The organism is Vallitalea sp. (genome assembly GCF_025211055.1).
Classification (GTDB): Bacteria; Bacillota; Clostridia; order Lachnospirales; family Vallitaleaceae; genus Vallitalea.
In genome coordinates, this window is the sequence record NZ_JAOARO010000018.1 from 1 (window position 1) to 25,119 (window position 25,119).

Consider the following 25,119-nt stretch of genomic DNA (forward strand, 5'->3'; position numbering starts at 1 on the left):
AACAAACATGTTAAAAGGATAATACTCATTACTTGGTTTTAGTTCAAATCTACAGATCTTATTCTCTTTTGGATGCTTGAATGAAACGAATCCAGCCCATAATGCAATCTGAGTCCATTTCTTCATTTTTATAAAATTATCATTGTATTTATTATCTCCCCATATGGGTAAGGAAACATTAGAAAGTTGAACACGTATCTGATGATGTCTTCCTGTTTTGAGATTAATCTTAAATAGACTCAAAGTACCATCTTCTTCAGTTTCTATAGTTTCTATTAGTTCATATTCTAAAACAGCTTCTTTGGAATCTTTTACATCTTTAGCAACTACTTTAGATATGTTATTTCTACCATTCTTTTTAAGAAAATCTCTTAATTCTCCTCTATCTTGGCTAGGTTTACCACAGACTACAGTATAATAGTGTTTTTCAAATCTTTTGTTTCTAATTTCTTCTGATAATCTAGTATTGGCATATTTTGTCTTGGCAAACACCATCAAGCCGCCCACTGGACGGTCAAGTCTATGAATCAACCCAATATATGGATTTCTAACATTATATTCTTTTATCAAATACTCTTTCAATAACGTTAACATATCCTTATCTCTAGTCTTGTCCTTTTGGGAAGGAACTTTTGGAGGTTTTTTTGCAACAATTATATGTGTATCTTCATATAGTATCTCTAATTCCATTTTAGTCTCCTATTAATAATTTTTTTATATAAATTTTTATTAAATAACCTAATCCTAATCTAATGCTTGGTTATAGTAATGGAATCACACTAATCCATTATAAATGTTTTCATATATTAGTATAATCCATTATTAGCCTAATATCCATAGTTAGATTTATAGCTGATTGGTTAAGAATATTTTATATTGAAATAGTAATACTAAATATATCATTATATTAAATACTATAGAGGTGATATATTGGATAATTTTATACCAGCAAAAGTACTTTATGAAGAAACAATCCTTGAATATGAATTAGGTAAAACCCTTTATGAACGATATAAAAATATGAATATTGAAATGATACCCATAGAAAAACATCATGATGTAGAATTCATTAAAAAAGCACCTGATGAAAAATTTGTTGAATTCAAAAAATATCTGGTTTTAGGTATCAGAAAAAGTTTACAGTTAACTCCTAATAAACTATCTGCAGATTTCATTGTTCCTTTTACATCTTCAGGCTGCTCCGCTATGTGTACATATTGCTACCTGGTATGTAATTTCTTCAAGGGTTCGTATTTACGCATATTCGTTAATCGTGAAGCAATGATTAATTCCGTCAAAAGGAAAATCAAACAAGTAGGAGAAAGAAAAATCTATGAAATCGGTTCAACAAGTGATATGGTTCTTGAAAATACTATTACAGGTAACTTGAAATGGGCTATAGAAGAGTTTGGCAAACTAGATAATGCAACTTGTACCTTTGCCACAAAATTTGCTATGGTTGATGACCTTCTTGATGCTGACCATAATGGAAATACTCAGATGAGGATTAGTGTCAATCCAGATTATATCATACGCAAAGTGGAAATCGGCACTTCTAAGCTTGAAGATAGAATAGATGCAGCTAACAAAATGTTTAATGCAGGATACAGAGTTGGTATCAATATAGCACCTATAATCCTTTTGGATAATTGGCAAGTGATGTATAGAGAATTGTTAGAATCATTGTCCAAAAAACTTGATAACAAACTACAGGATCAATTGTTTTTTGAACTTATATTCATGACCTATGGATATGCTAATGATACCATTAACAGCGCCGCTCTAAAGGGTGTTCTTAATGTATTTGATAGATCAAAAATGTGTCCAAAAGGACGTGGAAAGTTCTGTTATGACCTAGATATTCGAGAAGATGCAGCTAGATATTTCAAAGACCTGATTACTCATTATTTCCCCAATGCCACAATTAGTTATATTGTATAAGTCATTACATTATTATTTCTTTTATAGCAATCCATTTATCAACTAATGTAACTACCCATGATTCCGCATATCTTGGTAGTTTTAATGTGAGGGGAAACATATGTTTAGCAATGATATCCTGTTCACGTTTGTTTAATTTAAAGTGTTTATTAGCGTTAGCAAGGGCAATACTTGGATGGACAAAACCATGCTTGCCTTCTTTTGGTTTTGTTTCATGCCAATCATAGAGATAAAAATCATGCAATAGTCCTCCCCTAGCACCAGCACGACAGTCTAGATTTAGACGTTTGCATATAATAAAACTCTTATAGGAAACATTTAAACAATGATTCAATGTAGTAACATCTGAGTGTTGAATAAATGTTTCCATTAATTTTACATTAGGATGTTTCATAAGCTCTGAAACACACTCTCTATATTCACTAACATTATCTAAATCTACTGACGATTTGTGTCTTGAACTTTTCAACACCTTCATTAAGAATACTCCTTACGTCAAATTTTAATGTTCCTGCATTTAATTTTAATAGATCAGGAAAAGCATTAAATATTCTTCTGCATTTTATAATACTCATACGATATTTTTCAAATGGGATTTCAGCGTATTTTCTGATAGCTTCCCTAAGTGATATGACATCTTTAGTTGATAATACTACATCTGTTATAAGATATACTGTAAATATTACTGACATACTTACTATAACACCCTCATTAAAACCAGATAAATAATATGAAATATTAGGATGCAACAGTAATAAGAATACAAAAATGAATACTCCCCAACCTATTGAGAACTTCAAGCAGATATATCCTTTCAGATTAAAAGGTTTATTACTATAATCCCACCATTTTTTATTGAATATTTTTTCCATTGCGAAACCAGTCAAGAATTCTAGTGTTGTAACTACCAATGTGGATACTATTACAACTATAAATAAATCTAATATATAATTATTTGTGGTATTTCCTATAATACTTTGCACCATAATTACAGATAATGCTCCTAATCCATATATAGGAATGAAGAAGCCTTTTAGGAAACCTCTATTAACAAATTTCCCAGTACATACTGATACAAAAGATGTTTCCCATACCCAGCCTAAAAAAGAATATATACTAAAATATATCATTAATCTACTTATAGTAACCATTATTTCAACCCCTTTTTATGTCTTTATAATTAAGCTATGTGTTTATTGAAAAATCACAGATAAAGCGTTTAATGAGTCAAGTATATCTTCATTTTTATTAGAATCGAGAGTATATTCAAATGCTACACCTAAAACACTTCCTAATATCAATCTTGATAAAGTACTGGAAGAAAAATCTTTGACTTCATCTACTACTGAACTGCTTTCGTCAATACATTCCTTTATAACTCCTGACAAATGGTCAAATAGGTCAGATAGCATAAGTTTGAATGAATCAGACCTAAGAGCTAAACCTGATAAATCAAATAGTATCTTAAAAAGTTCAGGATTTCTTTCAAGCACTTCTTTAATCAAGTTAAATACATTTGATATTTCCTTTTTGTCTGATTGACTTTTTTTTATCTGTTTTTCAAGTTCCGTTGTATATTTACCAATCATTCTTTTAATTATCTCTTGCAATAACTTCTTTTTGCTTCCAAAATAATAATGTAATTGACTAAGTGCAACATTAGCTTCTTTTGCTATGTCTCTCAATGATATATTGGCATAGCCTTTTTCTGAAACACATTTATACGCCGCATCAAGAATTAATTCTGACTGATTAGTTTTACTACTCATCATATACAATCCTCTCTAAATAATTCGGACGACCGTCCTATATTAATTATAATATCCTAATATCTTAGATGTGTCAAATTAGAAATAGCTACTATTTCTTAATCTTTCTTAATTTCCTGTATATCCTCAAGCATCCATTTAAATGCAGGAATTGATGTCTTGAAAAAGGCATGAGCAGTAAGCCCCTATAATTTTTCTTACACCAATAATCCACAAGCCAAAACGCTTTTTCATCAGTAGATACACAATTCAAAGCTATGAGCTTTTCCTTTCTTTCCTCACTAACCTTTGTTCTACTTTCTTTCAGTGTCATATTTTCAATTAATTTGTTAGTGTTTTGGAAAACATCTGTTATATAATTTTTTAATTCATCTATATTCAATTGTTTCGAAAATTCCACTAACTGCTCTCTAGGTATTTCATTACCTGTTGTGGATATAGGGGATTGTATCCTATTTTGATAATCATTTTTATAGAAAATCTGTTCTTGAGCCAATATCAATGTATTTGAAGGAATATCTTCAATCCTAGTCAAATGATATAAAAAATATGCTATAGTCTTATCTTTTGCCAAAGGCATCAAAAAATATTCTTCCTCATTAACATTATCGAAAATAAATTGATATATTTCCCACAGTTCCTTTCTAAATTCTAACAGATGCTTTATACCTATTTCAAATTCATCTTTTTTCTTAATCGCACCTTGGAACTCTTTGAAAAGCAACGATAGTTCAGCTTTCTCTTTCATTATTTATCATCTCCGTCTTTATCAATAACTGTTTTATCAATAGGATAGGTTTCTGTATTATTGAATTGGTTAACCAGCTTTTCATATTCATTATCGGTTAATAATGAAACCTACTGTATGCTCAATTTATTATCACTTATTACTTTCTTTATTACACTAATAAGCTGTTTTCCCATTGAATCTATTTCACTATCTTTCTTCTGAGTTTCTTAGATATATCAAGTAAGCAGTTAGCAATACAGCATTCATAGAGATTCTATTACCTTTGCAGTATACATATAATTCTTCTCTTATAGAAATTTTTTAACATTTTATTTTATCATTAACAATATGTTTTTTGAATTTATTTTTGTATATGGGATTTATATAAACTATATACTTATTGCTTTTCGCTGATTTTTTTCTTGATATATTCTAATATCTCTGATAGTGTTTCAAATTTTTCATAATCCAAGCATTCATCATCAAATTCAATATTAAACAGCTCTTCCATACCAACAACCATCCTTATATAATATATTGAACTTACACCTAGTTTACTTAGTGATTTATCAAGCACAATGGCATTTTGTTCTAGTTGAAAAATTTCCATAAGTTTGCTTTTAAATTTTTCTTCAATAGTCTTATCCATCATTCTCCTCCTCCTATCTAAATAGTAGTAACTTCAATCCCATTAACACATTTACTTATAAGCTCCTCAATAAACTGTTTTTCCATTAGATATAGATTATCATCTAACAATATAGTTTATTATGTCTTATGTCATATAAATAAAGTTAATTATACCTTATTCTATACTATTTTTCAATATTTTTATTTTATTGTTACTTTTTAATTAATTAATGCAATTTAATATAATACATAATATTTTTTATAGTGTAAAATAATGCTTTTTTCTGTAAATATTGATATATGTTTGCAATATTGTATATTTGCATGGTAAATAATGTATTGATACATAATTTTTTGCCATAAGATTCATTGATAAATGTTAGAAAAATAGTTATTAAATAAAATATTTTAATAATAGTATTTATTTGATATAATGGTATAAGAACACAAAGGAGTAGATTTAATGGAAAAACTAACTTTCACTATGGAGAATTATCTAGAGGCAATATACGAATTATCAAAAGAAGGTAATGGAAGTGCAAGAGTATCTGATATTGCTAAACGTCTTGGTGTCACAAAAGCCAGCACCAATAGCGCCATGACCACATTAACTAAAAAAGGTTTACTAATTAATGAAAAATATAAAGAAATTGTATTAACAGAAAAAGGTAAGGTTATAGCTGAACAGACATCTCATAAACATCATGTCATCAGTCGTTTCTTAATAGAAATATTAGATATCGACCCAGTCATAGCTGACAAGGATGCATGTGCTATTGAACACGTTATCAGTGATGAATCCGTATCAGCTATGTTAAATCATTACTTAAAAAATGACTGAAAACAATATTTGTTTTTCAGCCATTTTTTTAATTATTATCTATAAATTATTTTTCCTTAATTAACCCATAATAACTCTCTCTAAATCTATTCATCAATACGTTTATTCTGGTATATGAATGCAACTACAGCTGTGACAATAATTAATATACTTCCTAATAAACTAAGCCAATCTGGTAATTCTCCCCATACAAGAAAGCCCATTAGTGCAGCAAAAATGATAGTGGTATAGTTATATATAGATATTTCAGAAGCTGGTGCATATTTATAAGCAAAGGTCAATCCATATTGACCCATAGCAGCAAAGATACCTGTTCCTATTAAGTACACCCACTGTATACCCAAAGGCATCTGAAAATTCATTATGGTCAATGGAATCATCACGATAACAGAAACGAAAGAAAAGTAAAACACAATAGTAGATGGGTTTTCTTTATTTTTTAATGATCTTACAATTGTATATGCCGCTCCTGCACATATCGCTGAAAGTAATCCTGCTCCAGCCGGCAACACATCAAAGCTGAACTCAGGCTTAATGATTAACATTGCTCCAATAAATACTATAATTAATGAAGGAATCTGAATCTTGTTCAATTTCTCTTTTAGGAATATGCAAGCAAAAATAGTTACAAAAAAAGGTGATAACTTGTTAAGCATCGCCGCATCTGCCATAATCAAATTATTTATGGCGTAGAAATAAAAAACTACTCCTCCTAATCCTAGAAGAGATCTTCCTAACAGATACTTCCTATTCTCCTTTTTCCCAAACATAGATGTTTTTGTACGATAAATAACGCTTAGTGCAACAAATAAACTTACCATATTTCTAAATAAAACTTTTTCAAATGTTGGTATATTTCCAGCCAATTTTACCATTGTCTGCATAAGAGCAAAAGCAACCGCAGAAATCAGCATAAATAGTACTGCTTTAGGTTTGTTATCCATAATTATCCTCCTACATTTCTGTGATACATTATACTCTATCTATTAGCTATTAACAAGGTTCAAAGTTATTCAATAAACAAAAGTAAAATACCAAAAATATAAGTACCATTCTATAAGGTTACACAAGAATGATACTCTAAAATTTCAAACATATTGTATACTAATATTATTCCTTCCATTTCTTTTGGCAATATATAAATTATCATCAGCAATTTTTATTAGACTATCAGTATCCAATTTACAATGACTTGTATGGACAATTCCTACACTAACAGCAAAATTAATTTCTTTTTCATTATATATTATACTGCTATTTAATTCTCTTCTAATTTTCTCCCCAATAACACTAGATTCATCTTTTGTTACATCATGTAATACAACTATGAATTCTTCTCCGCCAAATCTACCAATCAGTTCTTGCTCGGGTAATAACTGTTTTATTATTGTCCCTACTCTTTCAAGCACTTTATCTCCCCCAGCATGACCATAAGAATCATTAATACGTTTAAAATGGTCTAAGTCGAATATAATTACTGCTAAGCTATCTTGTTTTTCAATTGAACATTTAACTAATTGCTCATATAATTCCATGAATGAAGTTCTATTCAACAACTTAGTCAATCCATCTATTTTAGATAATTTAATTATTTCATCTTTCATTTTTATTATCTTTTTGTACACTAAAGACGTAGGAACAGAAGTTGATAGAGAAGCAACAGTTGCAGCTGAACAAGCTATTGTTATAGCATTTCTATAATTTTCATTTGTTGTTATCCTTTTAATAAGCAAAGTCAATAAACCAGATATGACTACACTAAAAAACCATATAAAAAATATTACCATCTGTACTGAATGCTTTCTTACTATTTTTTCAAACATAATAGCCACCTCATCTGTTAGTATATTATATAATGTCTAACATATCTTACTCATATTATATATTATTTTAGTATAATTTAATAGTTAAAAAATTACAATCTAGTTAATATAGACAGAATCTCTATTTATAATTTCAGAATAAATTCGTACTAAAAAATACAAGCCCTAGAACTTATTGATTCCATCTTCATATTCAAATAATTACAAAAAGTATGTATCTGGTTCATAAGGGCTTATACCTATGTTGTTCTTATGTTTTAACTCCCATTTTCTATAAGTTAAATTACATACTTTTTCATAGCCCATCTTTTTATAAAAGTTTATCGCTCTGTCATTACCTTTAATTACTTCAAGAATAACTGCCTACATCCAATTTCTTTAGCTTTCTTCTCATGATATTCCATTAAAGTCTTAGCCAGTCCAATACCTCTTTCAGAAGTTATAATATAAATCTTGTAAAAATGACTATTGTATATTGTTGGCAATTGTTTTATACTTTTTTATACATTCAATTATATGAAGGAGGATAGTTTATGGCCGAAAAAGAAAACAAGGTATCGTTTATGGAAAAAATATCAACTCAAATTATAGATAAGAGAAACGCCTTTTTTCTACTATATACAATACTAGTTATATTTTGTTTTTTTTCTAAATCATGGGTATATGTTAATAATGATATTACTACATATTTACCTGAAACAACTCAGACAAGGCAGGGGCTTACCATTATGAAAGAAGAGTTTATAACATATGGTACAGCAAAAGTCATGGTATCAAATATTACATATGACGGAGCACTATTAATAAAAGAGGATTTGGAAAAAATAGAAGGTATTTCTCGTATCGAGTTTGATGAAAGTATAGATCATTACAAATTGGCATCAGCACTATTTTCAATATCATTCAAAGGTGAAGATAAAGATGAATTAACACAAAATGCCATGAAAGAAGTTCTCACTTATTTAGATAACTACGATTATTATGTATCTAGTACCATTACCGAAGATTCAGTAACTTCATTAGAATCTGAAATAAAATTGGTTCTAGTTGTTGCTATATTTATTATCTTGGGTGTTTTACTGTTCACTTCAAAAACTTATATGGAGATACCCGTTTTAGTACTTACATTTGGTATTGCTGCCATCCTTAATATGGGAACCCATTTCTTGTATGGGGAAATTTCATTTATATCTAACTCTATTGCGGTAGTTCTCCAATTAGCATTAGCTATTGATTATGCAATAATATTATGCCATAGATTCACTGAAGAAAGAGAGCATCTACCAGCAAGAGAAGCGGCAATTAAATCTCTTAGTAAAGCAATCCCTGAAATTTCGTCAAGTAGTTTGACAACAATATCTGGTTTAATGGCTTTGATGTTCATGCAGTTCAAACTAGGTTTTGATATGGGTCTTGTTTTGATAAAAGCTTTATTATTCAGCTTATTGATTGTTTTTACATTGATGCCAGGGCTATTAATGGTATTTAGTAACTCAATGGATAAAACTGTACATAAAAACTTTGTACCCTCAATAACTAATTGGGGAAAATTTGTAGTAAAGACAAGATATATCATTCCCCCACTATTTGTTGTTATTGTAGTAGGTGCACTTTACTTATCAAATCAAACTAATTATGTATATGGTTACAGTACTTTAACTACGGTAAAACAAAATGAGAATCAAATTGCTAAGAAAAAGATAGAAGAAACATTTGGAAGTAATAATCTATTAGCAATTATGGTACCAGCAGGTAATTATGAATTAGAGGGCAAGCTATTAAAGGATTATGAAAAACTAAAAGTAACAGATTCTGCTATTGGACTTGCAAACACTAAGGTAGATGACCGATATTATGTTACTGATAAATTGAATCCAAGACAATTTGCTGAATTAATAGACATAGATATAGAAATATCAAAATTACTATATCAAGCTTATGCTATCGAACAAGGCATATATAGCAAATTGGTTAATGGGCTAGATGAATACGGCGTACCATTAATTGATATATTCATATTCCTATACAATCAAAAAGAAGCTGGATATTATAATTTAGATGAAGAATTAGAAGACAAAATGAATGATTTGTATGAGAAGTTATATGAAGGTAAGGTTCAATTAGAAAGTGATAAATATTCAAGGTTACTACTGAATTTAAATATGCCCGAGGAAGGTGAAGAAGCTTTTAGCTGGTTAGATAAATTCCATACTATAGCAAATAAATATTATGATGAAGTACATTTCGCCGGTGCTACTACCAGTGATAATGATTTAGGTGCATTTTTTGCAAAAGATAATCTAATTATTAGTATTCTATCAGGTTTATTTGTAATGATTATCTTATTATTTACCTTTAAATCAGCAGGTGTTCCAGTACTATTAGTTTTAACAATACAAGGTAGTATCTGGATCAACTTCTCTTTCCCAGTAATTCAAGATACCAATATATTCTTCATGAGTTATCTTGTTGTTACATCAATACAGATGGGTGCTACCATAGATTATGCTATAGTAATAACGAGCCGCTATATGGAATTAAAGAAATTCATGCCAATAAATAAGGCAATGATACAATCGCTGAATCAGGCTTTTCCTACTATCATTACATCAGGTACCATATTAGCCTCAGCTGGTATATTAATTGGTAGAATAACTTCTGACTATGCAATATCTTCTATTGGAACCTGCTTGGGAAGAGGTACCATAATATCTCTCATCCTAGTTATGGGTGTTCTACCTCAAACACTGTTGTTTGGTGATAAAATAATAGAAAAAACTGCTTTTGTGTTAAAAAGAAGAGGGATAATAACACTCCATAGAGGAAACCTAAAAATGAATGGTAGATTACAAGGATATATCTCAGGATATGTAGATGCAGAAATAAAAGGTACTATTAAAGGCGAAGTAAAAGGTATCGTTGAAATGGGAAGCGTAACAACTGATAATAAAGAATTGGAAATGAGAGAGGAGGTTGTAGATTGAATAGATTAAAAATATATCTATCTGTTGTATTATCAATGATTTTGTTATTCATTTTTAATTATGATTCTACAGCAGAAACAACTTCTAATGTCATATACATACATACAGCTGAAGATTTACAAAAACTTTCAGAGAATTGTCGTCTAGATACCTTCTCCGAGAACATTATTGTTACATTGACAGGTGATATTGACCTATCTTCTATATCTTTTGAACCAATATCAAGCTTCTCTGGTATCTTTGAAGGAAGCAACTATACAATAAGTGGTTTAAACGCCTATGATTCAGGTTCAAACCAAGGATTATTTAGGTATCTACAAGAAGATGGTATAATTAAAAATCTTACTGTTAAGGGCAATATTAGACCTAGCGGTACTAAGAAAGAAATAGGTGGGATTGTTGGTACTAACAGAGGACAAATCATTAATTGTTCTTTTAATGGAACTGTCAAAGGTTCAACCAGTATTGGAGGCATAGCTGGATACAATGATAAATCAGGGAAAATTGCAAGTTGTAAGTCTTATGGTCTAATCATTGGAGAACATTACATAGGCGGAGTTGTTGGTCAAAATGTAGGTTATATATCAGAATGTGTCAATAACAGTAAAGTAAATACAACAAATGATGGTAAAGTTCAAAACAAAGATATGGCATCTTATAATATAAAAGACATGAATATAGAACAACTAAATTCAACTGAAAATATTGATGCTTTAACTGATACTGGGGGAGTTGTTGGTTATAATCAAGGTATTGTAGAATTAAGTGAAAATCGTGGTGCTATAGGTTATCATCATGTAGGTTATAATATAGGTGGCATAATCGGTAGACAATCTGGTTATGTATCTGATTGTAATAATTATGGTATAGTCAAAGGACGTAAAGATATAGGTGGTGTCATCGGTCAAGCAGAACCCTCTATCCGCTTATTATTCTCAGAAGACACCTTAGAACAGATTGATAATGAGTTAGGTACTCTTAATAAACAAGTCAATCAATTAATTAATGACAGCGAAAAATCTTCACAAACTATTTCAAGCAGACTGGATAATCTAAATAACCTTACTTCATCTGCTTCTAATAAAATGCATGACCTAGCTAATTATACAACTAATTATATTGATGATTCAACAGCCGTAGCTAATACTGGTATAGATAGAATACGTCATACTATGGACCAATTGGAGCCTATTCTTGATTCATTTGTAAATGCATCTGAAGAATTAACTAAAGGTTTTGATGAATTCAGAAAAGGCTTTGACCAACTTGCAAAATCATCAAAAGATATCAATAATAGCTTAAAAGATGTAGCTGATGCTTTTGATGACCTACATTTGGCGCATAACAATGCTAATACAGCTTTGGATAATATCACTGCAGCAACTAAAATCATTCAAAAAGCTACTGAGAATTCTGATGATATGGAAAAAGCTATGAAAAAACTCAAAAATGGTTTGAGCGACCTTGATGATGCAACACAGGCAGGTATTAAAGCACTCGAAAAAATAGCAGATGCTTTAAAAGAAGTTGATAATCCACTAAGTACAGATTGGGATAAAATAAGTCAAGATATACAAGTTAATCTTAAAACCATGAAAGAAAAGTATTCTAGTGCTAATACCAAAATAACTTTTGCTCTTGATGTATTTTATAAAGAATATACTGATGATCAAGCTCTTATTAGACAAGCATTTACATATTTTAACTTTGCTATTAAAGATTTGAAAGATCTATCTACTAACATGAATGATGCCTTAATAGATATGGAATATGCCTTAGAAGACTTAGATCTTGCAACAGATGCTATCACTGAATCTATGGAATATATTTCCAAAGGTATGAAATATTTCACTAATTGTTCTACAGAATGTACCAATGCTATGACAGATATAAAATCAATAGTTGAAGAGATTAATGATTATGAGAAATTACATATACCTAAGTTAAAAGATTATGTAACTGAAACAAGTGATTCCTTATTTCATGAAATAGATAGTATATCTGAAGAATTATCTATACTTAATGAAGAAGTAAAAGGATCATCTGATTCTTTTCACAAAAATATAAGAGCTGTCAACAAACAGTTTGAGGTAATTGTTGATATTATAAGAGATGGATTGAATTCCTTATCTTTTGACAACAAAGATTTGTTTGAGGATATTTCAGACCAATCTCCAGAAGAAGAATCTATCAAGGAAAAAGGTGTAGTAAAAGAATGTTATAATGAAGGTGATGTCCTTGGAGATGTAAATATAGGCGGTATTATAGGTTCAATGGCAATTGAATATGACTTTGACCCCGAAGATGATATCATCAATAAAGGTAATACATCTTTCAATTTCAAATACCAGACAAAAGCTTTACTGATGTCATCTATCAACAAAGGTAATATTCAATCAAAAAAGAATTATGCTGGCGGTATAATAGGCAGAATGGATTTAGGTTTACTTATTAAAAGCGAAAATTATGGTTTTATAGAAAGTCTAGATGGTAATTACACAGGAGGTATAGTTGGTTCATCTAGTAGCGTAATTAGACAATGTTACTCTCTAAGCGAGCTTAGCGGTAGAGATTATGTGGGCGGAATAGCTGGATATGCTACTGACATTTATAATTGTTTTTCATTAGTAAAGGTTAATAAGTCTAATGAATTCACAGGTGCTATAGCAGGTGACATAAGTGGTAAAATGTTAAATAATTATTTTGTTAAAGGTAATATTGAAGGTGTAGACAGTATAAGTTATGGTGAAAAAGCTATTCCTCAATCTTATGGTGAATTTATTCTAAATGAAGAACTACCAGAATCATTTCAATCATTCAAATTAACCTTTGTTGTTGATGATGAAATAGTTAAAGAAATACCATTTGAATATGGAGATTCACTTGATGATAATAAACTCCCTGCAATACCTAAAAAAGAAGGATACTATAGTAACTGGCCATCATGTAATTATAACAACTTAACCTTTTCAAAAAAACTGGTAGCAATATATACACCCATGATACAAGTATTACCATCAGATAGTAACAATCCTCATCCCAAGTTGTTGGTAGAAGGAGCATTTGACCTTGATGATACTTTAAAAATAGAACAAGTAGAATCACCTACAAAAATGATTGCTACTCATAAAATCATTGAAGAGTGGTGTGTACAATTAAGTAAAGTATCTAATGAATCTTACACTTATAGAATTAAGAAGCCTAAAACAAAGAAAAAAATTATCTTATATAAAAAAGAAGGCAACAAATGGAAAATTGCTAAATCAAAAGTAGATGGTAGCTATCTAACCTTTGAATCTAACTTAAATACCTTTAAGTTAGCATTTGTAGAAAAAAATATTGATATAAAATTATATATAGGTATGGGTTCTATCTTGATTATGATACTTCTCATTTTTAAAAGAAAAATTAAAAAAAGAGCAAAGTCAAAAAAATATAAAATAAGACCTGTAGAATAAAGTTATGTGTATCAATTATAATGGGGTGTATCACAAGTGAATCTTATATTACAATTAGTTTTCCTAATCGTAAATATAATGTATTGTGATACAGCCCCATGTTAAATTGCTAATATTAATTAAAACCATATAGGTCTCTCTTGGTTTAAATGGTTTCTTCACCATCGCTATCCCTATCTATCCAGTTATAGAAAGCAGTAGGAATATAATAGAATCCTTTGTAATCTTTTTATTTCCTAGTTATTTCAAAGTATGGAAACTCTACATCACTCTTATATGATCTGATACCAAATGCTCCTGAAAAACCTGGTATATATTTTGCTCCATATGAAGTATGTGAACCTGAAGTACTACCTAGATACTTATTGTTAATAACAACAGCATCTTCCTTTTCGCCTTCTAATGCTACAGTCAAGTTATACATTGAACTTCCAAACATGTAACTAGTCTTAACAGTAACTTTTACACGACAATCATAAGGATCTATATAATCTGGTATATTGGCAGATAGTAAACCATTCCATTTATTATTGGATCTTCCTATAATAACCGTTTTATTTTTAGGTGCTATACCTATATAGTACCCATAGTATTGATCATTACCAGTTCCTGGCTTTCTTACTCCAAGTACTATTCCTGCATTTGCAGAGTCGGCATATGTATTTGTTGTCTTAACCTGAAATCTACAAACAACAGTACGCATAGAAATATCAAGCTGATAATTATCTCCATTAGAATCACAAGCTAATAACACTGGACCGTTACCAGTCTTTATATCATTCATAGTTGAACAAGGATTTAGTCCTAATACTTGCTGTTGAATTATCTTAGACTCACTTTCTCCATAGAAATTAAAATACTTAGTTGAAGTGGCATCTCCTTTATTATTACCATAAAGAAGTCTATTCTCAAATTCCATAGTTGCTGTTGGCGGATTTAGTTTATTATCAATCATAACGTTTGCATTTTCAGCAGTAACCATTCCTTCAAGAGTACATACTAATTCTAATTCTTTTGTATATACACTTACAGTATCTTCATATGGATATACTAAGATATTACCTTTATAGGTTCCACTATTAATAAGAGCAATAGTTGATACCTCATAACCAAAATACTCATCTAAAGAAATTGATTTATTAGTTGCAACATCATAGCTGTAAGAATTAGTACCTGTTGCATCATTACTGTTTTTATTAACTACCTTATAATAAATCTTAGAATTATTTGCATCATTTGCATAGACACCTAGAACTGAATTATCTCCTGCTTTTATAGTCTTTGTCTTATTATTAGCATTATATGTAATTGTAAAGTTTTCCCCATATGCATCTGCTTTATAGGTATATCCTTTGGATAAATCAATATTTCTTGTGCCTTCTTTCAGATCTTTTTCATCTGAGTAGATTCTTTTAATAACGATAACCGCTTGTTCTATTGGTGCATTATCTGTTGGGTTAAAGCTACCATTGCTACCTTTCATTATATTATTTTCATTAATATAATCTACAGCTTTTAAAGCCCAGTTAGCTATTAAATTCTTATCATTAATTGTTAAGACTTCATCAGTGCTTTTCATTTCTTCTCCAAAAAAATTATATACTTCACTAAGAGTCCTATAATACATAACAGCCATCTGCTGTCTTGTTACTAATTCATTCGGTTTAGCCTGTTTGTTTGAACCTAACATTATCCCTAGTGCATTAGCTTTTAACACGTCAATATCATCTGTATCATCAAAAGTGTCTATTGGTGCCTGTTTAACCACTTCACCTGTTATTGTTTCATACATTTTTACAACAAGTGATGCGAATTCTGCACGTGTAATTTTATCTTTCAAATTACTTGACATAAGTTTATAAGGCATAAGGTCATAGTAATAAGCCTCTTCGATCTCAGGTTGTGCCCATGAACTTGCTGATGATACATCCCATCCCCCTGCAAAACTTGTTATACTTAATGCCATTACTACTAGCATAAGTATAATTATCTTGTGATTTTTCTTGAACATATTATTCCTCCTTGTAGGTTTTAATACTATACAATTTACTAAATATCTTTCACACATAAGTTTATTATATATTTTACCAACATATTACATTTGTAATATGTTTATTTTATCATAATTGGATAAAGTTGTAAACATTTATAACCACTACTTCAGATTGTGTTTGTTACATTGCCTTTTACTAGCATATTGAATTCATCTCTTTAGAATAAAAAAGTTAATGTGCGAAATAGCTCAATACTTCAACAATAAATTTATTAATAAATGGTATATTGTAAATTACAGGTATAAAAAGAGCTGGTATGAGATTTATAGTTTTTATTTTCTTTATTTCCAGTATATTGATCCCTGTACTAAAGATAAGTATCCCTCCTATAATAGATATTTGATTAAGTATTACTGGTGTAGCATATGGTCCTATAAACTGAGCTAACAAAAATATAGTCCCCTGCCATATAAATAATATGACTCCTGATAGCATGATCCCAATCCCAAAGGTTGTTGCCAGTATCATAGATGTAATTCCATCTAACATTGCATTTGTAAAAAGCAAAGTATTATCACCTTTTAATGCACTTTCTATAGGTCCTAATATAGATAATGTACCAACACAAAAAAGAAGTACAGCAGTTGTTAATCCTTCAATAAGTTTTTTATCATTGTTTCCACTAATTCTCTTACCTAACCTGTTAACCTTCTCTTCAATATCAATAGCTTCTCCTATTAGCCCACCAATCACCATACTTACAATAAATAAAAGTGGTTGATTATTTTTGCTAAGATTAGTAACTATCCATGTAATTCCCAATGAAATGGCTACAAGCCCCATTGCTTGATATAATATTGCTTTCTGTTTTTCTTTGATACCTTTTTTGAAGATAGCACCAACAGAACTTCCCATAATTATTGCACTTGTATTGACTATTGTCCCTAACATAATAACCTCCTGATAAGTAAAATTAATCTCATACCTATATTAAAAAGCATCCAGTAAGGGGAGAGTCAATATATAGTTAGCAGGAGTTTGAATCTCAATAAGAAAATTATATATCATTATATTAATTTTTTAATATATATCATAATATCTTATATAAAAGAAATGCTTTTAATACTATATTTATAATATTTTAAATATAATATTTAGTAATAATATATATATTTTTAATTTTCGCAAAACATCCATTTTATTGACGAATTATGTAGATTTTGTTATACTCAAAATACATAATATAGTTGGAGGTGTAGCAATGAAAAGTATAAAGTCAAATCTTATTCTAGTATTCAGCATCATTTTTATTATTGCAGTAGGATCTCTTGGAATAATTTCCTATATCCTATCATCAAATTCATTGATTAACAGTAAAAAAGAAGATTTAGAATTAATTGCAGTTCAATCAGCTAAAACTATTGAAAGTAGAATTACTGGACAAATTATCAATCTTGAAACTGTTGCAAATAATGATATTATTTCCAACCCAGATCATTCAATGAAAGATAAATTAACTGTCCTGAAAGTTGAAGTTTCAAGAAGTGATCATCTTAAAATGTATATTGTAGATAAAACTGGAAACGGTTATTCAACTAATGGAGATAATATTAATTTATCCGATAAAGAGTATATCAAAAAGTCTCTAAAAGGTGAATCATGTATATCAGATATTTTAATTTGTGAAGTGGGTTCTAATTCTTTAGTTATAGCTTATGCCACTCCAATAAAGTATAATAATGAAATTACAGGCAGTTTAGTAGCTATTCGTGATGGGAACAGTCTAAGTAAATTAGTAAGTGACATTACACTAGGAGAATCGGGGTATACGTTTGTAGTAAATTCTGAAGGTATTATTGTAGGACATAAAAATATTGAATTGGTTACTAATAGAACAAATTTATATCAAGAATCTCTTAACAATAAAAACCATTATCAATTATCAGAAATTACGAAGAAAATGATGAACAAAGAAATTGGCAGCAGTAAATACTATTACTATGGCGACCATAAAATAATGGGATATGCCCCTATCAATAATTCAGACTGGAGTATTTCAGTTACTGCATTAGATTCTGAAATGTTGTCTGGTTTATCTTCTTTGAAAGTTACCTTATTAATTATTTCCACAATCATTCTTGCTATTATAACTTTATTAATATTAAGAACAGGACATATGATAGCTACACCAATAATAAAAGCCTCTGAACATGCTGAATTAATAGCCAAAGGGATTTTAACAAAAGATGTTCCACAACAGTTTTTAAACAGAAAAGATGAAATCGGATTACTCGGGAAATCTTTTAAAAATATTAATGAAAACCTAAAACTTCTAGTAATTAATATAATAGATACTTCTCAACAGGTAACATCATCGTCAGAAGAATTGACAGCAACTTCACAACAAGCTGCTATAACTTCCCAAGAGATGGCTGAAACTATTGAAGAAATTGCAAACGGTGCCTCATCACAAGCACAAGAAACTGAAGATGGTACCACTAAATTATCAGAATTAAATAACCTTATAGAACAGAACCTCAAAACGATTGATAAGTCATACAATATATCTAATCAAGTTATTGACTTAACAAAAGAAGGTTTGGAAACTATACATACTTTAACGGAAAAAGCGAATAATAGTGGTAAGGGAGCTAAAGAAGTCTATGATGGGATAATAAAAACTAGTGAGAGTGTAGCCAACATCAGTGAAGCAAGTCAAGTGATTTCATTGATAGCAGAACAGACTAATCTACTTGCCTTAAATGCTGCAATTGAAGCAGCAAGAGCTGGGGAAGCAGGTAAGGGATTTGCCGTTGTCGCAGATGAGATAAGAAATCTGGCAGAACAATCAGCTAATTCAACCAAAGTTATTGATGATGCCGTAAATGAATTACAAAAAAACTCGGAAGTATCAGTAAAAATTATAAATCAAGTTGTTGATATTATAAAAGATCAAGTAGAATACATAAAGTTTGCGGAAAATAAGTATAATGAAATTTCTGATTCAGTAAAATTAAATGGAGAAACAACAAATGAACTAAAAGATATGAGTAAGGATATAGATGCAAAAAAAGATGAACTACTTGGCATTGTTCAAAATCTAGCTGCTATAGCTGAGGAAAATGCAGCAGGTACTCAACAAGCATCAGCCTCTACAGAGGAACAAACATCAGCTATTGAAGAAATAGCTAATGCTAGTGAATCATTAGCTAATATGGCAACTGATCTACAAAACGTTATAAGTAAGTTTAAGCTATAAACTATTTTCTAATTATAAAGGTGGTTATTTATTTTACTTAACCACCTTTATTTTAATGAGTATTATTTATAAATGTACTACAGGAACTTGAATCTCAGTAAGATAATCATGTGTATTATTTGATTTATATTCATTGATTATTACTCGTTCAATGCTGTCTCCACTAATTTTATAACTATTGATTTTAAGATATTCATGTATCATTTTATAGTATTTTGGTGATTCTTTGTGGTCACAACCTCTATAATATATACTTGCATATTTCCCATATTTTAGAGTTGCTATCATATCACTCTCCACATCTTCTTCAAGAAGAATAAAAACAGAATTATAGTTTCCATAATTATGATTATTAACATTATCCATACTAAGAGTAACCCCTACTCGTCCAATTACAATAGGTAATCTTTTCTTAGTTAAGTTTTCTAATTTTCGTAATGAAAGTTCTAGTTCAAGATTAGAATTGATTTCTTCTTTTAAACTAATTATTTTTCGTTCTGGAATATCTTTAATATGAACAATACCTATATTATTTATCGTTTTTACCTGATTAATTTCCTGGATTTGATTATTTAGTCTTTTAGTTATCTTTTCTAGAACTTTTATTTTTTCAGTAACAATATCTTTTTCTTTATGTAGCATTTCTAAGTAATAGTCAATATCTCTGATTTCCAAGTAATTCTTTATATCTTTTAAAGGTACTCCTAAGTATTTCAAATATTTTATTGTATTCAATTGCTCAAATTGTTCATGTGAATAATACCTGTATCCACTATCTTTGTTAACTTCAATAGGTTTGAATAGACCTATTTCATCATAGTATCTTAAGGCTTTTATTGATATGTTATGTAGTTTTGCCATTTCTCCAATTGAAAATTTTGTATTCATAATATCACCAAAATTACTATTTTTATTTCTATATTAATATCTTATACTTTTTACAACCTTAATTATCTAATTCCTATTACTACAAACATATCCTTATTATCGACTTGCTCCACTACTTCCAAACCCGATTCTGAAAAATATTCTTTTAAAATTTTCATATTAGGTAGATTATCTTTTTTAACCGTATTATCAACTCTTTTATGAAGATTGTTAATAGCTTTTCTACTTTGAGAATGGCAGATAGTAAGTTTTCCTCCTTTCTTTAATTTCTTTGAAAGCTTTTCTACTGCTTCTTCTTTGCAGTGAAAATGAGGAAACATGGAATAACAGATGATATAATCATAGTATGCTTCTTCACCTTTGTTTTTTAGTATATCATTGCATTCAAAGAATACATTTTCGTAACTATTTTTCTTCTTAGCTACTTCTATCATACTTTCAGCCATATCAATAGCTTTGATTTTACCTGAACTAGTAACTCTTTTGTACAAACTTGGAATCAAAACCCCTGTTCCAGTACCCACATCCAGAATTCTGCTTCCAGCTTGTATATCTACCAAGTCCAGAATGTATTCTACTTTCTTCATATCATGGTTGCACATTTCATCCCACGAGTCTGCTACGCTATTAAAAAAATCTTTTTTTAATTTCATATAAACTCTCCTACAGTATTTTTTGTTAGATCACTATTCTCGCATGAGATTCTAACAAGCGACAATCTCCTTAATCATAAATTCTTTTCCGCTTAACAACTCCCAGTCTTTTAGCCCACAATGAGGACATTTTCCTTTATTTTCTAAGAGATTGAAAACCTTATTGCAGTTTTTGCAAAGAGCGTTACCTGGTATAATCTCAATTTTCAATTTGGTATCCTGTAATAAGGTACCGTCAACTGCGGCAGGATAACATTCCTTGATATATCTTGGAATCATTGAAGATAATTCTCCAATCTGCAAAACTAATGAATCTATTTTAGTCAATTTATTTTCCTGGGCAATATTTTGTACCGTTTTGACAACTTCAATTACAACTCCTAATTCATGCAATTTACTCACCTAACCTTATTTGCTACTTTTAACCTTTAAAAACTTTTGTTACCTTTTTAACTGCGATTCTACCTTTACGTTTAATCATATTTTTGACAACTATTGGTTTAAGTTTTTCTAACTCTACACTCTCTTTATCATATTTTCTTACAAGTGAGATGGCATCGAATTTACATTTAGTTGTACATCCGCCGCAACCTAGACACATGAATTCATCTACAGTAGTAGCACCACAACCAAGACAACGTTCTGTTTCCTTTTTGATCTGCTCTTCTGTAAATGTAGTACGTAAATCTTTGAATGTTTTCTTTGATTCCTTACCATCTACATGTAGTGGTCTTTGTCTAGGCATACGATCATATCCATCAAGTGTTAGATTCTCTTTATCAAGTGCATGAAAATCTCTTCTGTCACGACCAAGAACCAAGCTCTGTCCTGGTTGAACATAACGATGTATTGATATTGCTCCTTGTTTGCCCAAAGCAATAGCGTCAATAGCAAACTTAGGCCCAGTCATAGCATCTCCACCAGCGAATATATCTGGTTCTCCTGTCTGCAAAGTAAATGAATCTACTTTTATTGTATTATTTCTATTTAATTCTATTTTACTACTTTCTAATATATCTCCCCAATCCATACTTTGACCTACTGATATTAATACATGATTTGTTTTAACTACTTTGGTTTCATTTTCATCATAAGTAGGATTGAATCTTCCATTTTCGTCAAAAACCGAAAGACATTTTTTAAATTCTATTCCTACAACACGTCCATCTTCCTCTATAATTCGTTTTGGTCCCCAAGAGTTATTGATTGTTATATCCTCTGATAATGCTTCTTCTATTTCTTCTGGTAGAGCTGGCATTTCTTTTTGATTTTCAAGACAGAACATCTCAACTTTTGGTGAACCAACTCTTGTAGCAGTTCTTGCTACATCAATAGCAACATTTCCGCCACCTATAACAACTACATTTCCATCAAGTTTCATATCATTACCCAAATTTACCTCTCTCAAGAAATCAACACCTGTTATAACTCCTTCTGAATCTTCTCCTTCTAATCCAAGTTTTCTACCTGCTTGTGCACCAATAGCTAGATAGAACGCCTCATAGCCCTGAGTTCTCAGTTCTTTCAAACTGATATCTTTTCCCACTTCAACACCTGTCTTGAACTGAACTCCTAATTGCTTTAAAATATCTATTTCTGCATTAATTACATCTTTTTCAAGTCTGAAAGCTGGTATTCCAAGTGTCAACATACCACCAAGAACTTTTTGTTTCTCGAATACAGTTACTTTATAACCATCTAGAGCTAGGTAATAAGCACATGAAAGACCTGAAGGTCCAGCACCTATAATAGCAATTTTATTCCCATATTCATGGCATAATTCTGGTACATATCTGTTTTCTTCTGTTAAATCTTGTTCAGCAATGAATTTTTTAATCTCATCTATAGCAACTGGGTCATCAATATCTCCTCTTGTACATGCTGATTCACATTTCCTGGGACAGACACGACCACATACTGCTGGAAATGGATTCTCATGCTTAATAAGTTCAAGAGCTTCTTTGTACCTACCTTGAGATGCTAATTTGATATAACCCTGAACAGAGATATGGGCTGGACATTCTGTTTTACAAGGGCTAGTACCTGTATCAACAACATTTTTTCTATTTATACGATAATCTGGATTCCATTTATCTGGTCCCCACTCAGTATTATGTGGAAAATCCTTTCTCTTCTCTTCTTGGATTGGAGTCTTTGCACATATTTTCTGTCCTAATTTTAATGCATTTACTGGACACACCTCTACACATTCACCACAGCCAACACACTTTTCTGGATCAACATGTGAGACATAATTGGAACGTACCATATCAGGGTTCACATACATTTCTGCTATTCTCATTGAAAAACACGAACAACCACAGCAGTTACAAATAGCATGAGTTTTTCCAGAACCATCTAGATTGGGTATACTATGTACTAATCCATTTTCCTCTGCTTTTTTAATGATTTCAAATGCTTCTTCTCTTGTAATCTCACGTCCTCTGCCAGTTCGAATATAGTATTCTGCAGCATGACCCATCTGAATACACATATCTTCTTTTAGATGGCCACAGCCTTCTCCCATAACCTCTCTTGTTGTACGACAGGCACAATCTGAAACAGAAAATATAGTGTTATCATTAAGATATTTAGATACTTCTTCATAAGATGCTTTTCTAGTCTCCCCATCTATTGCACTTTCAATAGGAATTACACGCATAGGACCTGTTCCTGGTGAAAAAACGCCTACTCCCATTGGACCTTTTCTTTTTCCGTATTCATCAAAGGCTATGGCTATCTGTGGATATTTTTTTACATTCTCTCTGTTATTAACCATCATTTCCATATGACCTGGAACCCAAACTTCATGCCAATATTTATCAACACCGTCAATCTTATTAACAAAAGCCACTCCTGCAACTGCTATTTCCCATAATAGCTTTGCTGTTTTTTCTACAGATTTACCACACTTGGGAGCAATTTCTTCTGCACTCTGTGGTTTTCTTAGTTCAAGACAAAGTGCTACTTCTGCCATTTCTTCTGTTACAACAGGTTCTAAAATCTTATATTCTGGATATTCAGGTTTTATTTCCATCTTAGAACCTTTTTTTGTTCTGCTTATCTTATTAGCAAGATCCAATACCTTTTCGTTAACCATGCCTATTCCCTCCAAATTTTATTATAATATGATACTATTGATTCCATTCTTTCACTTCAGTACGTATCCAATCAGCCCATTCATCAATCCCTTCCCCTGTCCTAGCGGATATTGGAATTATTTTGATATTTGGATTCAATTTTATAGCACGATTTTTTACAGCTTCTAAGTCAAAATCAAAATATTCAATGACATCCATTTTGTTTATTAGTAAAACATCCACTATTTTAAACATTAAAGGGTATTTAAGAGGTTTATCATCTCCCTCTGGTACGCTGAGAATCATGGCATTTTTTGATGAACCTGTGTCAAATTCAGCTGGACAGACTAGATTTCCAACATTTTCTAGAATAGCGAAATCAATTCCTTCTGTTCCAAGACCAACCAATCCTTGTTTTGTCATATCGGCATCAAGATGACACATACCTCCTGTGTGAAGTTGAATCACTTTTGCTCCTGTCTGAGAAATTGTGTTAGCATCAACATCTGAATCAATATCAGCTTCCATTACCCCGATATTCATTTCATCTTTCAAAGCGTTAATTGTTTTTGTAAGAGTTGTTGTCTTACCTGAACCTGGTGATGACATTAGATTCAATAAAAAAGTTTTCTCTTTTTTCAATTCTTCTCTAAGCAAGTCTGCTTGGCGATTATTATCCTCAAATACACTCTGCTTGATTTCTAGAACCTTGTATGTATCCATTTTTATCCATCTCCTTATCTTATAGATTTTAATTGTTAGTATTATGTCTCATAAATTTGTTAGTTTGGAATGTTTTTGACACATATTAGGTGCTTTGACCTAATGCTAAAAAATAGAAAGTAATTAATTTACTTTTATAAATTTAATCCATTAAGATTGTTATTATTTTATCACTCTCAGTATATTTGAAAATGATATTATTGTCAAAAAAGCAAAAACCTTATAAAATCAAGCTTTTATGACTTTCTATTTCAAGTTTGATTTACACACAAACGATACCTCTAATCCTATATATAATGCTGATTAGAGAGAATAATATATGAACAAATGTAAACTATACTTGAAA

At 30.4% G+C, this 25,119-nt stretch carries 21 protein-coding genes; 5 read left to right on the forward strand and 16 right to left on the reverse strand.

The genetic code is table 11. The annotated features are described in order from the left end of the window. Positions 1-690: RluA family pseudouridine synthase (locus N4A55_RS02215; RefSeq protein WP_293753801.1), on the reverse strand; the 690-nt coding region annotated here is incomplete at its 3' end. 240 nt (positions 691-930) lie between these two features. Here N4A55_RS02215 and N4A55_RS02220 point away from each other — a divergent pair. Then, positions 931-1,941 carry an SPL family radical SAM protein gene (locus N4A55_RS02220; protein WP_293753802.1) on the forward strand — a complete coding sequence of 337 codons (1,011 nt, stop codon included), beginning with the start codon at positions 931-933 and terminating at the stop codon, positions 1,939-1,941. Positions 1,942-1,945: 4 nt separating this feature from the next. Here N4A55_RS02220 and N4A55_RS02225 read toward each other — a convergent pair whose 3' ends face one another. From N4A55_RS02225 to N4A55_RS02245, 5 genes are all read right to left on the reverse strand, one after another. Then, positions 1,946-2,419, reverse strand: coding sequence for an HD domain-containing protein (locus tag N4A55_RS02225; protein WP_293753804.1), 474 nt, complete (start codon positions 2,417-2,419; stop codon positions 1,946-1,948). Beyond that, on the reverse strand, positions 2,370-3,092 hold the full coding sequence (locus N4A55_RS02230) for a putative ABC transporter permease (protein ID WP_293753805.1): 723 nt from the start codon (positions 3,090-3,092) through the stop codon (positions 2,370-2,372). Before N4A55_RS02230 ends, N4A55_RS02225 begins: the two co-directional genes overlap by 50 nt. A 42-nt stretch (positions 3,093-3,134) precedes the next feature. Continuing rightward, on the reverse strand, positions 3,135-3,713 hold the full coding sequence (locus N4A55_RS02235; RefSeq protein WP_293753806.1) for a TetR/AcrR family transcriptional regulator: 579 nt from the start codon (positions 3,711-3,713) through the stop codon (positions 3,135-3,137). 88 nt (positions 3,714-3,801) lie between these two features. Then, positions 3,802-4,458, reverse strand: a complete 657-nt coding sequence (locus N4A55_RS02240) for a phage head-tail adapter protein (protein WP_293753808.1) — start codon at positions 4,456-4,458, stop codon at positions 3,802-3,804. A 379-nt stretch (positions 4,459-4,837) separates the two neighbouring features. After that, positions 4,838-5,089, reverse strand: a complete 252-nt coding sequence (locus tag N4A55_RS02245) for an acyl carrier protein (protein ID WP_293753809.1) — start codon at positions 5,087-5,089, stop codon at positions 4,838-4,840. 444 nt (positions 5,090-5,533) lie between these two features. On the opposite strand from N4A55_RS02245, the gene N4A55_RS02250 reads away from it, so the two are divergent. After that, the gene (locus tag N4A55_RS02250) at positions 5,534-5,911 is read left to right on the forward strand and encodes a metal-dependent transcriptional regulator (protein ID WP_293753810.1); all 378 of its coding nucleotides are present in this window, start codon (positions 5,534-5,536) and stop codon (positions 5,909-5,911) included. A gap of 86 nt (positions 5,912-5,997) precedes the next feature. On the opposite strand, the gene N4A55_RS02255 is transcribed toward N4A55_RS02250, so the two are convergent. The 3 genes from N4A55_RS02255 to N4A55_RS17000 form a co-directional block, all read right to left on the reverse strand. Further along, positions 5,998-6,855 (reverse strand): DMT family transporter, encoded by an 858-nt coding sequence (locus N4A55_RS02255; protein ID WP_293753811.1) that lies wholly within the window; start codon positions 6,853-6,855, stop codon positions 5,998-6,000. 144 nt (positions 6,856-6,999) lie between these two features. After that, positions 7,000-7,734 carry a GGDEF domain-containing protein gene (locus tag N4A55_RS02260; protein ID WP_293753812.1) on the reverse strand — a complete coding sequence of 245 codons (735 nt, stop codon included), beginning with the start codon at positions 7,732-7,734 and terminating at the stop codon, positions 7,000-7,002. A gap of 344 nt (positions 7,735-8,078) precedes the next feature. Further along, complete coding sequence (locus N4A55_RS17000; protein ID WP_443083807.1) at positions 8,079-8,219, reverse strand: GNAT family N-acetyltransferase; 141 nt, start codon at positions 8,217-8,219, stop codon at positions 8,079-8,081. A 48-nt stretch (positions 8,220-8,267) separates the two neighbouring features. Here N4A55_RS17000 and N4A55_RS02265 point away from each other — a divergent pair, with 48 nt between their 5' ends. Then, entirely contained in the window at positions 8,268-10,718 is a 2,451-nt protein-coding gene (locus N4A55_RS02265) for an efflux RND transporter permease subunit (protein ID WP_293753814.1), read from the forward strand. Next, on the forward strand, positions 10,715-14,176 hold the full coding sequence (locus tag N4A55_RS02270) for a hypothetical protein (RefSeq protein WP_293753815.1): 3,462 nt from the start codon (positions 10,715-10,717) through the stop codon (positions 14,174-14,176). The genes N4A55_RS02265 and N4A55_RS02270 overlap by 4 nt, the downstream gene beginning before the upstream one ends. A 229-nt stretch (positions 14,177-14,405) precedes the next feature. Here N4A55_RS02270 and N4A55_RS02275 read toward each other — a convergent pair whose 3' ends face one another. Together N4A55_RS02275 and N4A55_RS02280 are read right to left on the reverse strand one after the other, a co-directional pair. After that, positions 14,406-16,187, reverse strand: a complete 1,782-nt coding sequence (locus tag N4A55_RS02275; protein ID WP_293753817.1) for an S-layer homology domain-containing protein — start codon at positions 16,185-16,187, stop codon at positions 14,406-14,408. 214 nt (positions 16,188-16,401) lie between these two features. Next, complete coding sequence (locus tag N4A55_RS02280; RefSeq protein ID WP_293753818.1) at positions 16,402-17,121, reverse strand: DUF554 domain-containing protein; 720 nt, start codon at positions 17,119-17,121, stop codon at positions 16,402-16,404. A 310-nt stretch (positions 17,122-17,431) separates the two neighbouring features. On the opposite strand from N4A55_RS02280, the gene N4A55_RS02285 reads away from it, so the two are divergent. Then, the gene (locus N4A55_RS02285) at positions 17,432-19,429 is read left to right on the forward strand and encodes a methyl-accepting chemotaxis protein (protein ID WP_293753820.1); all 1,998 of its coding nucleotides are present in this window, start codon (positions 17,432-17,434) and stop codon (positions 19,427-19,429) included. Positions 19,430-19,495: 66 nt separating this feature from the next. On the opposite strand, the gene N4A55_RS02290 is transcribed toward N4A55_RS02285, so the two are convergent. From N4A55_RS02290 to hypB, 5 genes are all read right to left on the reverse strand, one after another. Beyond that, a complete protein-coding gene (locus tag N4A55_RS02290) occupies positions 19,496-20,317 on the reverse strand; it encodes a MerR family transcriptional regulator (RefSeq protein ID WP_293753821.1) in 822 nt (273 codons plus the stop codon). Positions 20,318-20,379: 62 nt separating this feature from the next. Next, positions 20,380-20,970: a class I SAM-dependent methyltransferase gene (locus N4A55_RS02295; protein ID WP_293753823.1), complete on the reverse strand. Its 591-nt coding sequence runs from the start codon at positions 20,968-20,970 to the stop codon at positions 20,380-20,382. 51 nt (positions 20,971-21,021) lie between these two features. Next, a complete protein-coding gene (locus N4A55_RS02300) occupies positions 21,022-21,363 on the reverse strand; it encodes a hydrogenase maturation nickel metallochaperone HypA/HybF (RefSeq protein ID WP_293753824.1) in 342 nt (113 codons plus the stop codon). Between the two features lie 28 nt (positions 21,364-21,391). Continuing rightward, complete coding sequence (locus N4A55_RS02305; RefSeq protein ID WP_293753825.1) at positions 21,392-24,070, reverse strand: FAD-dependent oxidoreductase; 2,679 nt, start codon at positions 24,068-24,070, stop codon at positions 21,392-21,394. A 34-nt stretch (positions 24,071-24,104) separates the two neighbouring features. Further along, on the reverse strand, positions 24,105-24,773 hold the full coding sequence (hypB, locus tag N4A55_RS02310; protein ID WP_293753827.1) for a hydrogenase nickel incorporation protein HypB: 669 nt from the start codon (positions 24,771-24,773) through the stop codon (positions 24,105-24,107). Positions 24,774-25,119 lie beyond the last annotated feature (346 nt).

Coding starts and splice junctions, on each gene's coding strand:
- N4A55_RS02225 (WP_293753804.1), bottom strand. CDS start 2,419: ATGAAGGTGTTGAAAAGTTCAAGACACAAATCGTCAGTAGATTTAGAT.
- N4A55_RS02230 (WP_293753805.1), bottom strand. CDS start 3,092: ATGGTTACTATAAGTAGATTAATGATATATTTTAGTATATATTCTTTT.
- N4A55_RS02235 (WP_293753806.1), bottom strand. CDS start 3,713: ATGATGAGTAGTAAAACTAATCAGTCAGAATTAATTCTTGATGCGGCG.
- N4A55_RS02240 (WP_293753808.1), bottom strand. CDS start 4,458: ATGAAAGAGAAAGCTGAACTATCGTTGCTTTTCAAAGAGTTCCAAGGT.
- N4A55_RS02245 (WP_293753809.1), bottom strand. CDS start 5,089: ATGGATAAGACTATTGAAGAAAAATTTAAAAGCAAACTTATGGAAATT.
- N4A55_RS02250 (WP_293753810.1), top strand. CDS start 5,534: ATGGAAAAACTAACTTTCACTATGGAGAATTATCTAGAGGCAATATAC.
- N4A55_RS02255 (WP_293753811.1), bottom strand. CDS start 6,855: ATGGATAACAAACCTAAAGCAGTACTATTTATGCTGATTTCTGCGGTT.
- N4A55_RS02260 (WP_293753812.1), bottom strand. CDS start 7,734: ATGTTTGAAAAAATAGTAAGAAAGCATTCAGTACAGATGGTAATATTT.
- N4A55_RS02265 (WP_293753814.1), top strand. CDS start 8,268: ATGGCCGAAAAAGAAAACAAGGTATCGTTTATGGAAAAAATATCAACT.
- N4A55_RS02275 (WP_293753817.1), bottom strand. CDS start 16,187: ATGTTCAAGAAAAATCACAAGATAATTATACTTATGCTAGTAGTAATG.
- N4A55_RS02280 (WP_293753818.1), bottom strand. CDS start 17,121: ATGTTAGGGACAATAGTCAATACAAGTGCAATAATTATGGGAAGTTCT.
- N4A55_RS02285 (WP_293753820.1), top strand. CDS start 17,432: ATGAAAAGTATAAAGTCAAATCTTATTCTAGTATTCAGCATCATTTTT.
- N4A55_RS02290 (WP_293753821.1), bottom strand. CDS start 20,317: ATGAATACAAAATTTTCAATTGGAGAAATGGCAAAACTACATAACATA.
- N4A55_RS02295 (WP_293753823.1), bottom strand. CDS start 20,970: ATGAAATTAAAAAAAGATTTTTTTAATAGCGTAGCAGACTCGTGGGAT.
- N4A55_RS02305 (WP_293753825.1), bottom strand. CDS start 24,070: ATGGTTAACGAAAAGGTATTGGATCTTGCTAATAAGATAAGCAGAACA.
- hypB (WP_293753827.1), bottom strand. CDS start 24,773: ATGGATACATACAAGGTTCTAGAAATCAAGCAGAGTGTATTTGAGGAT.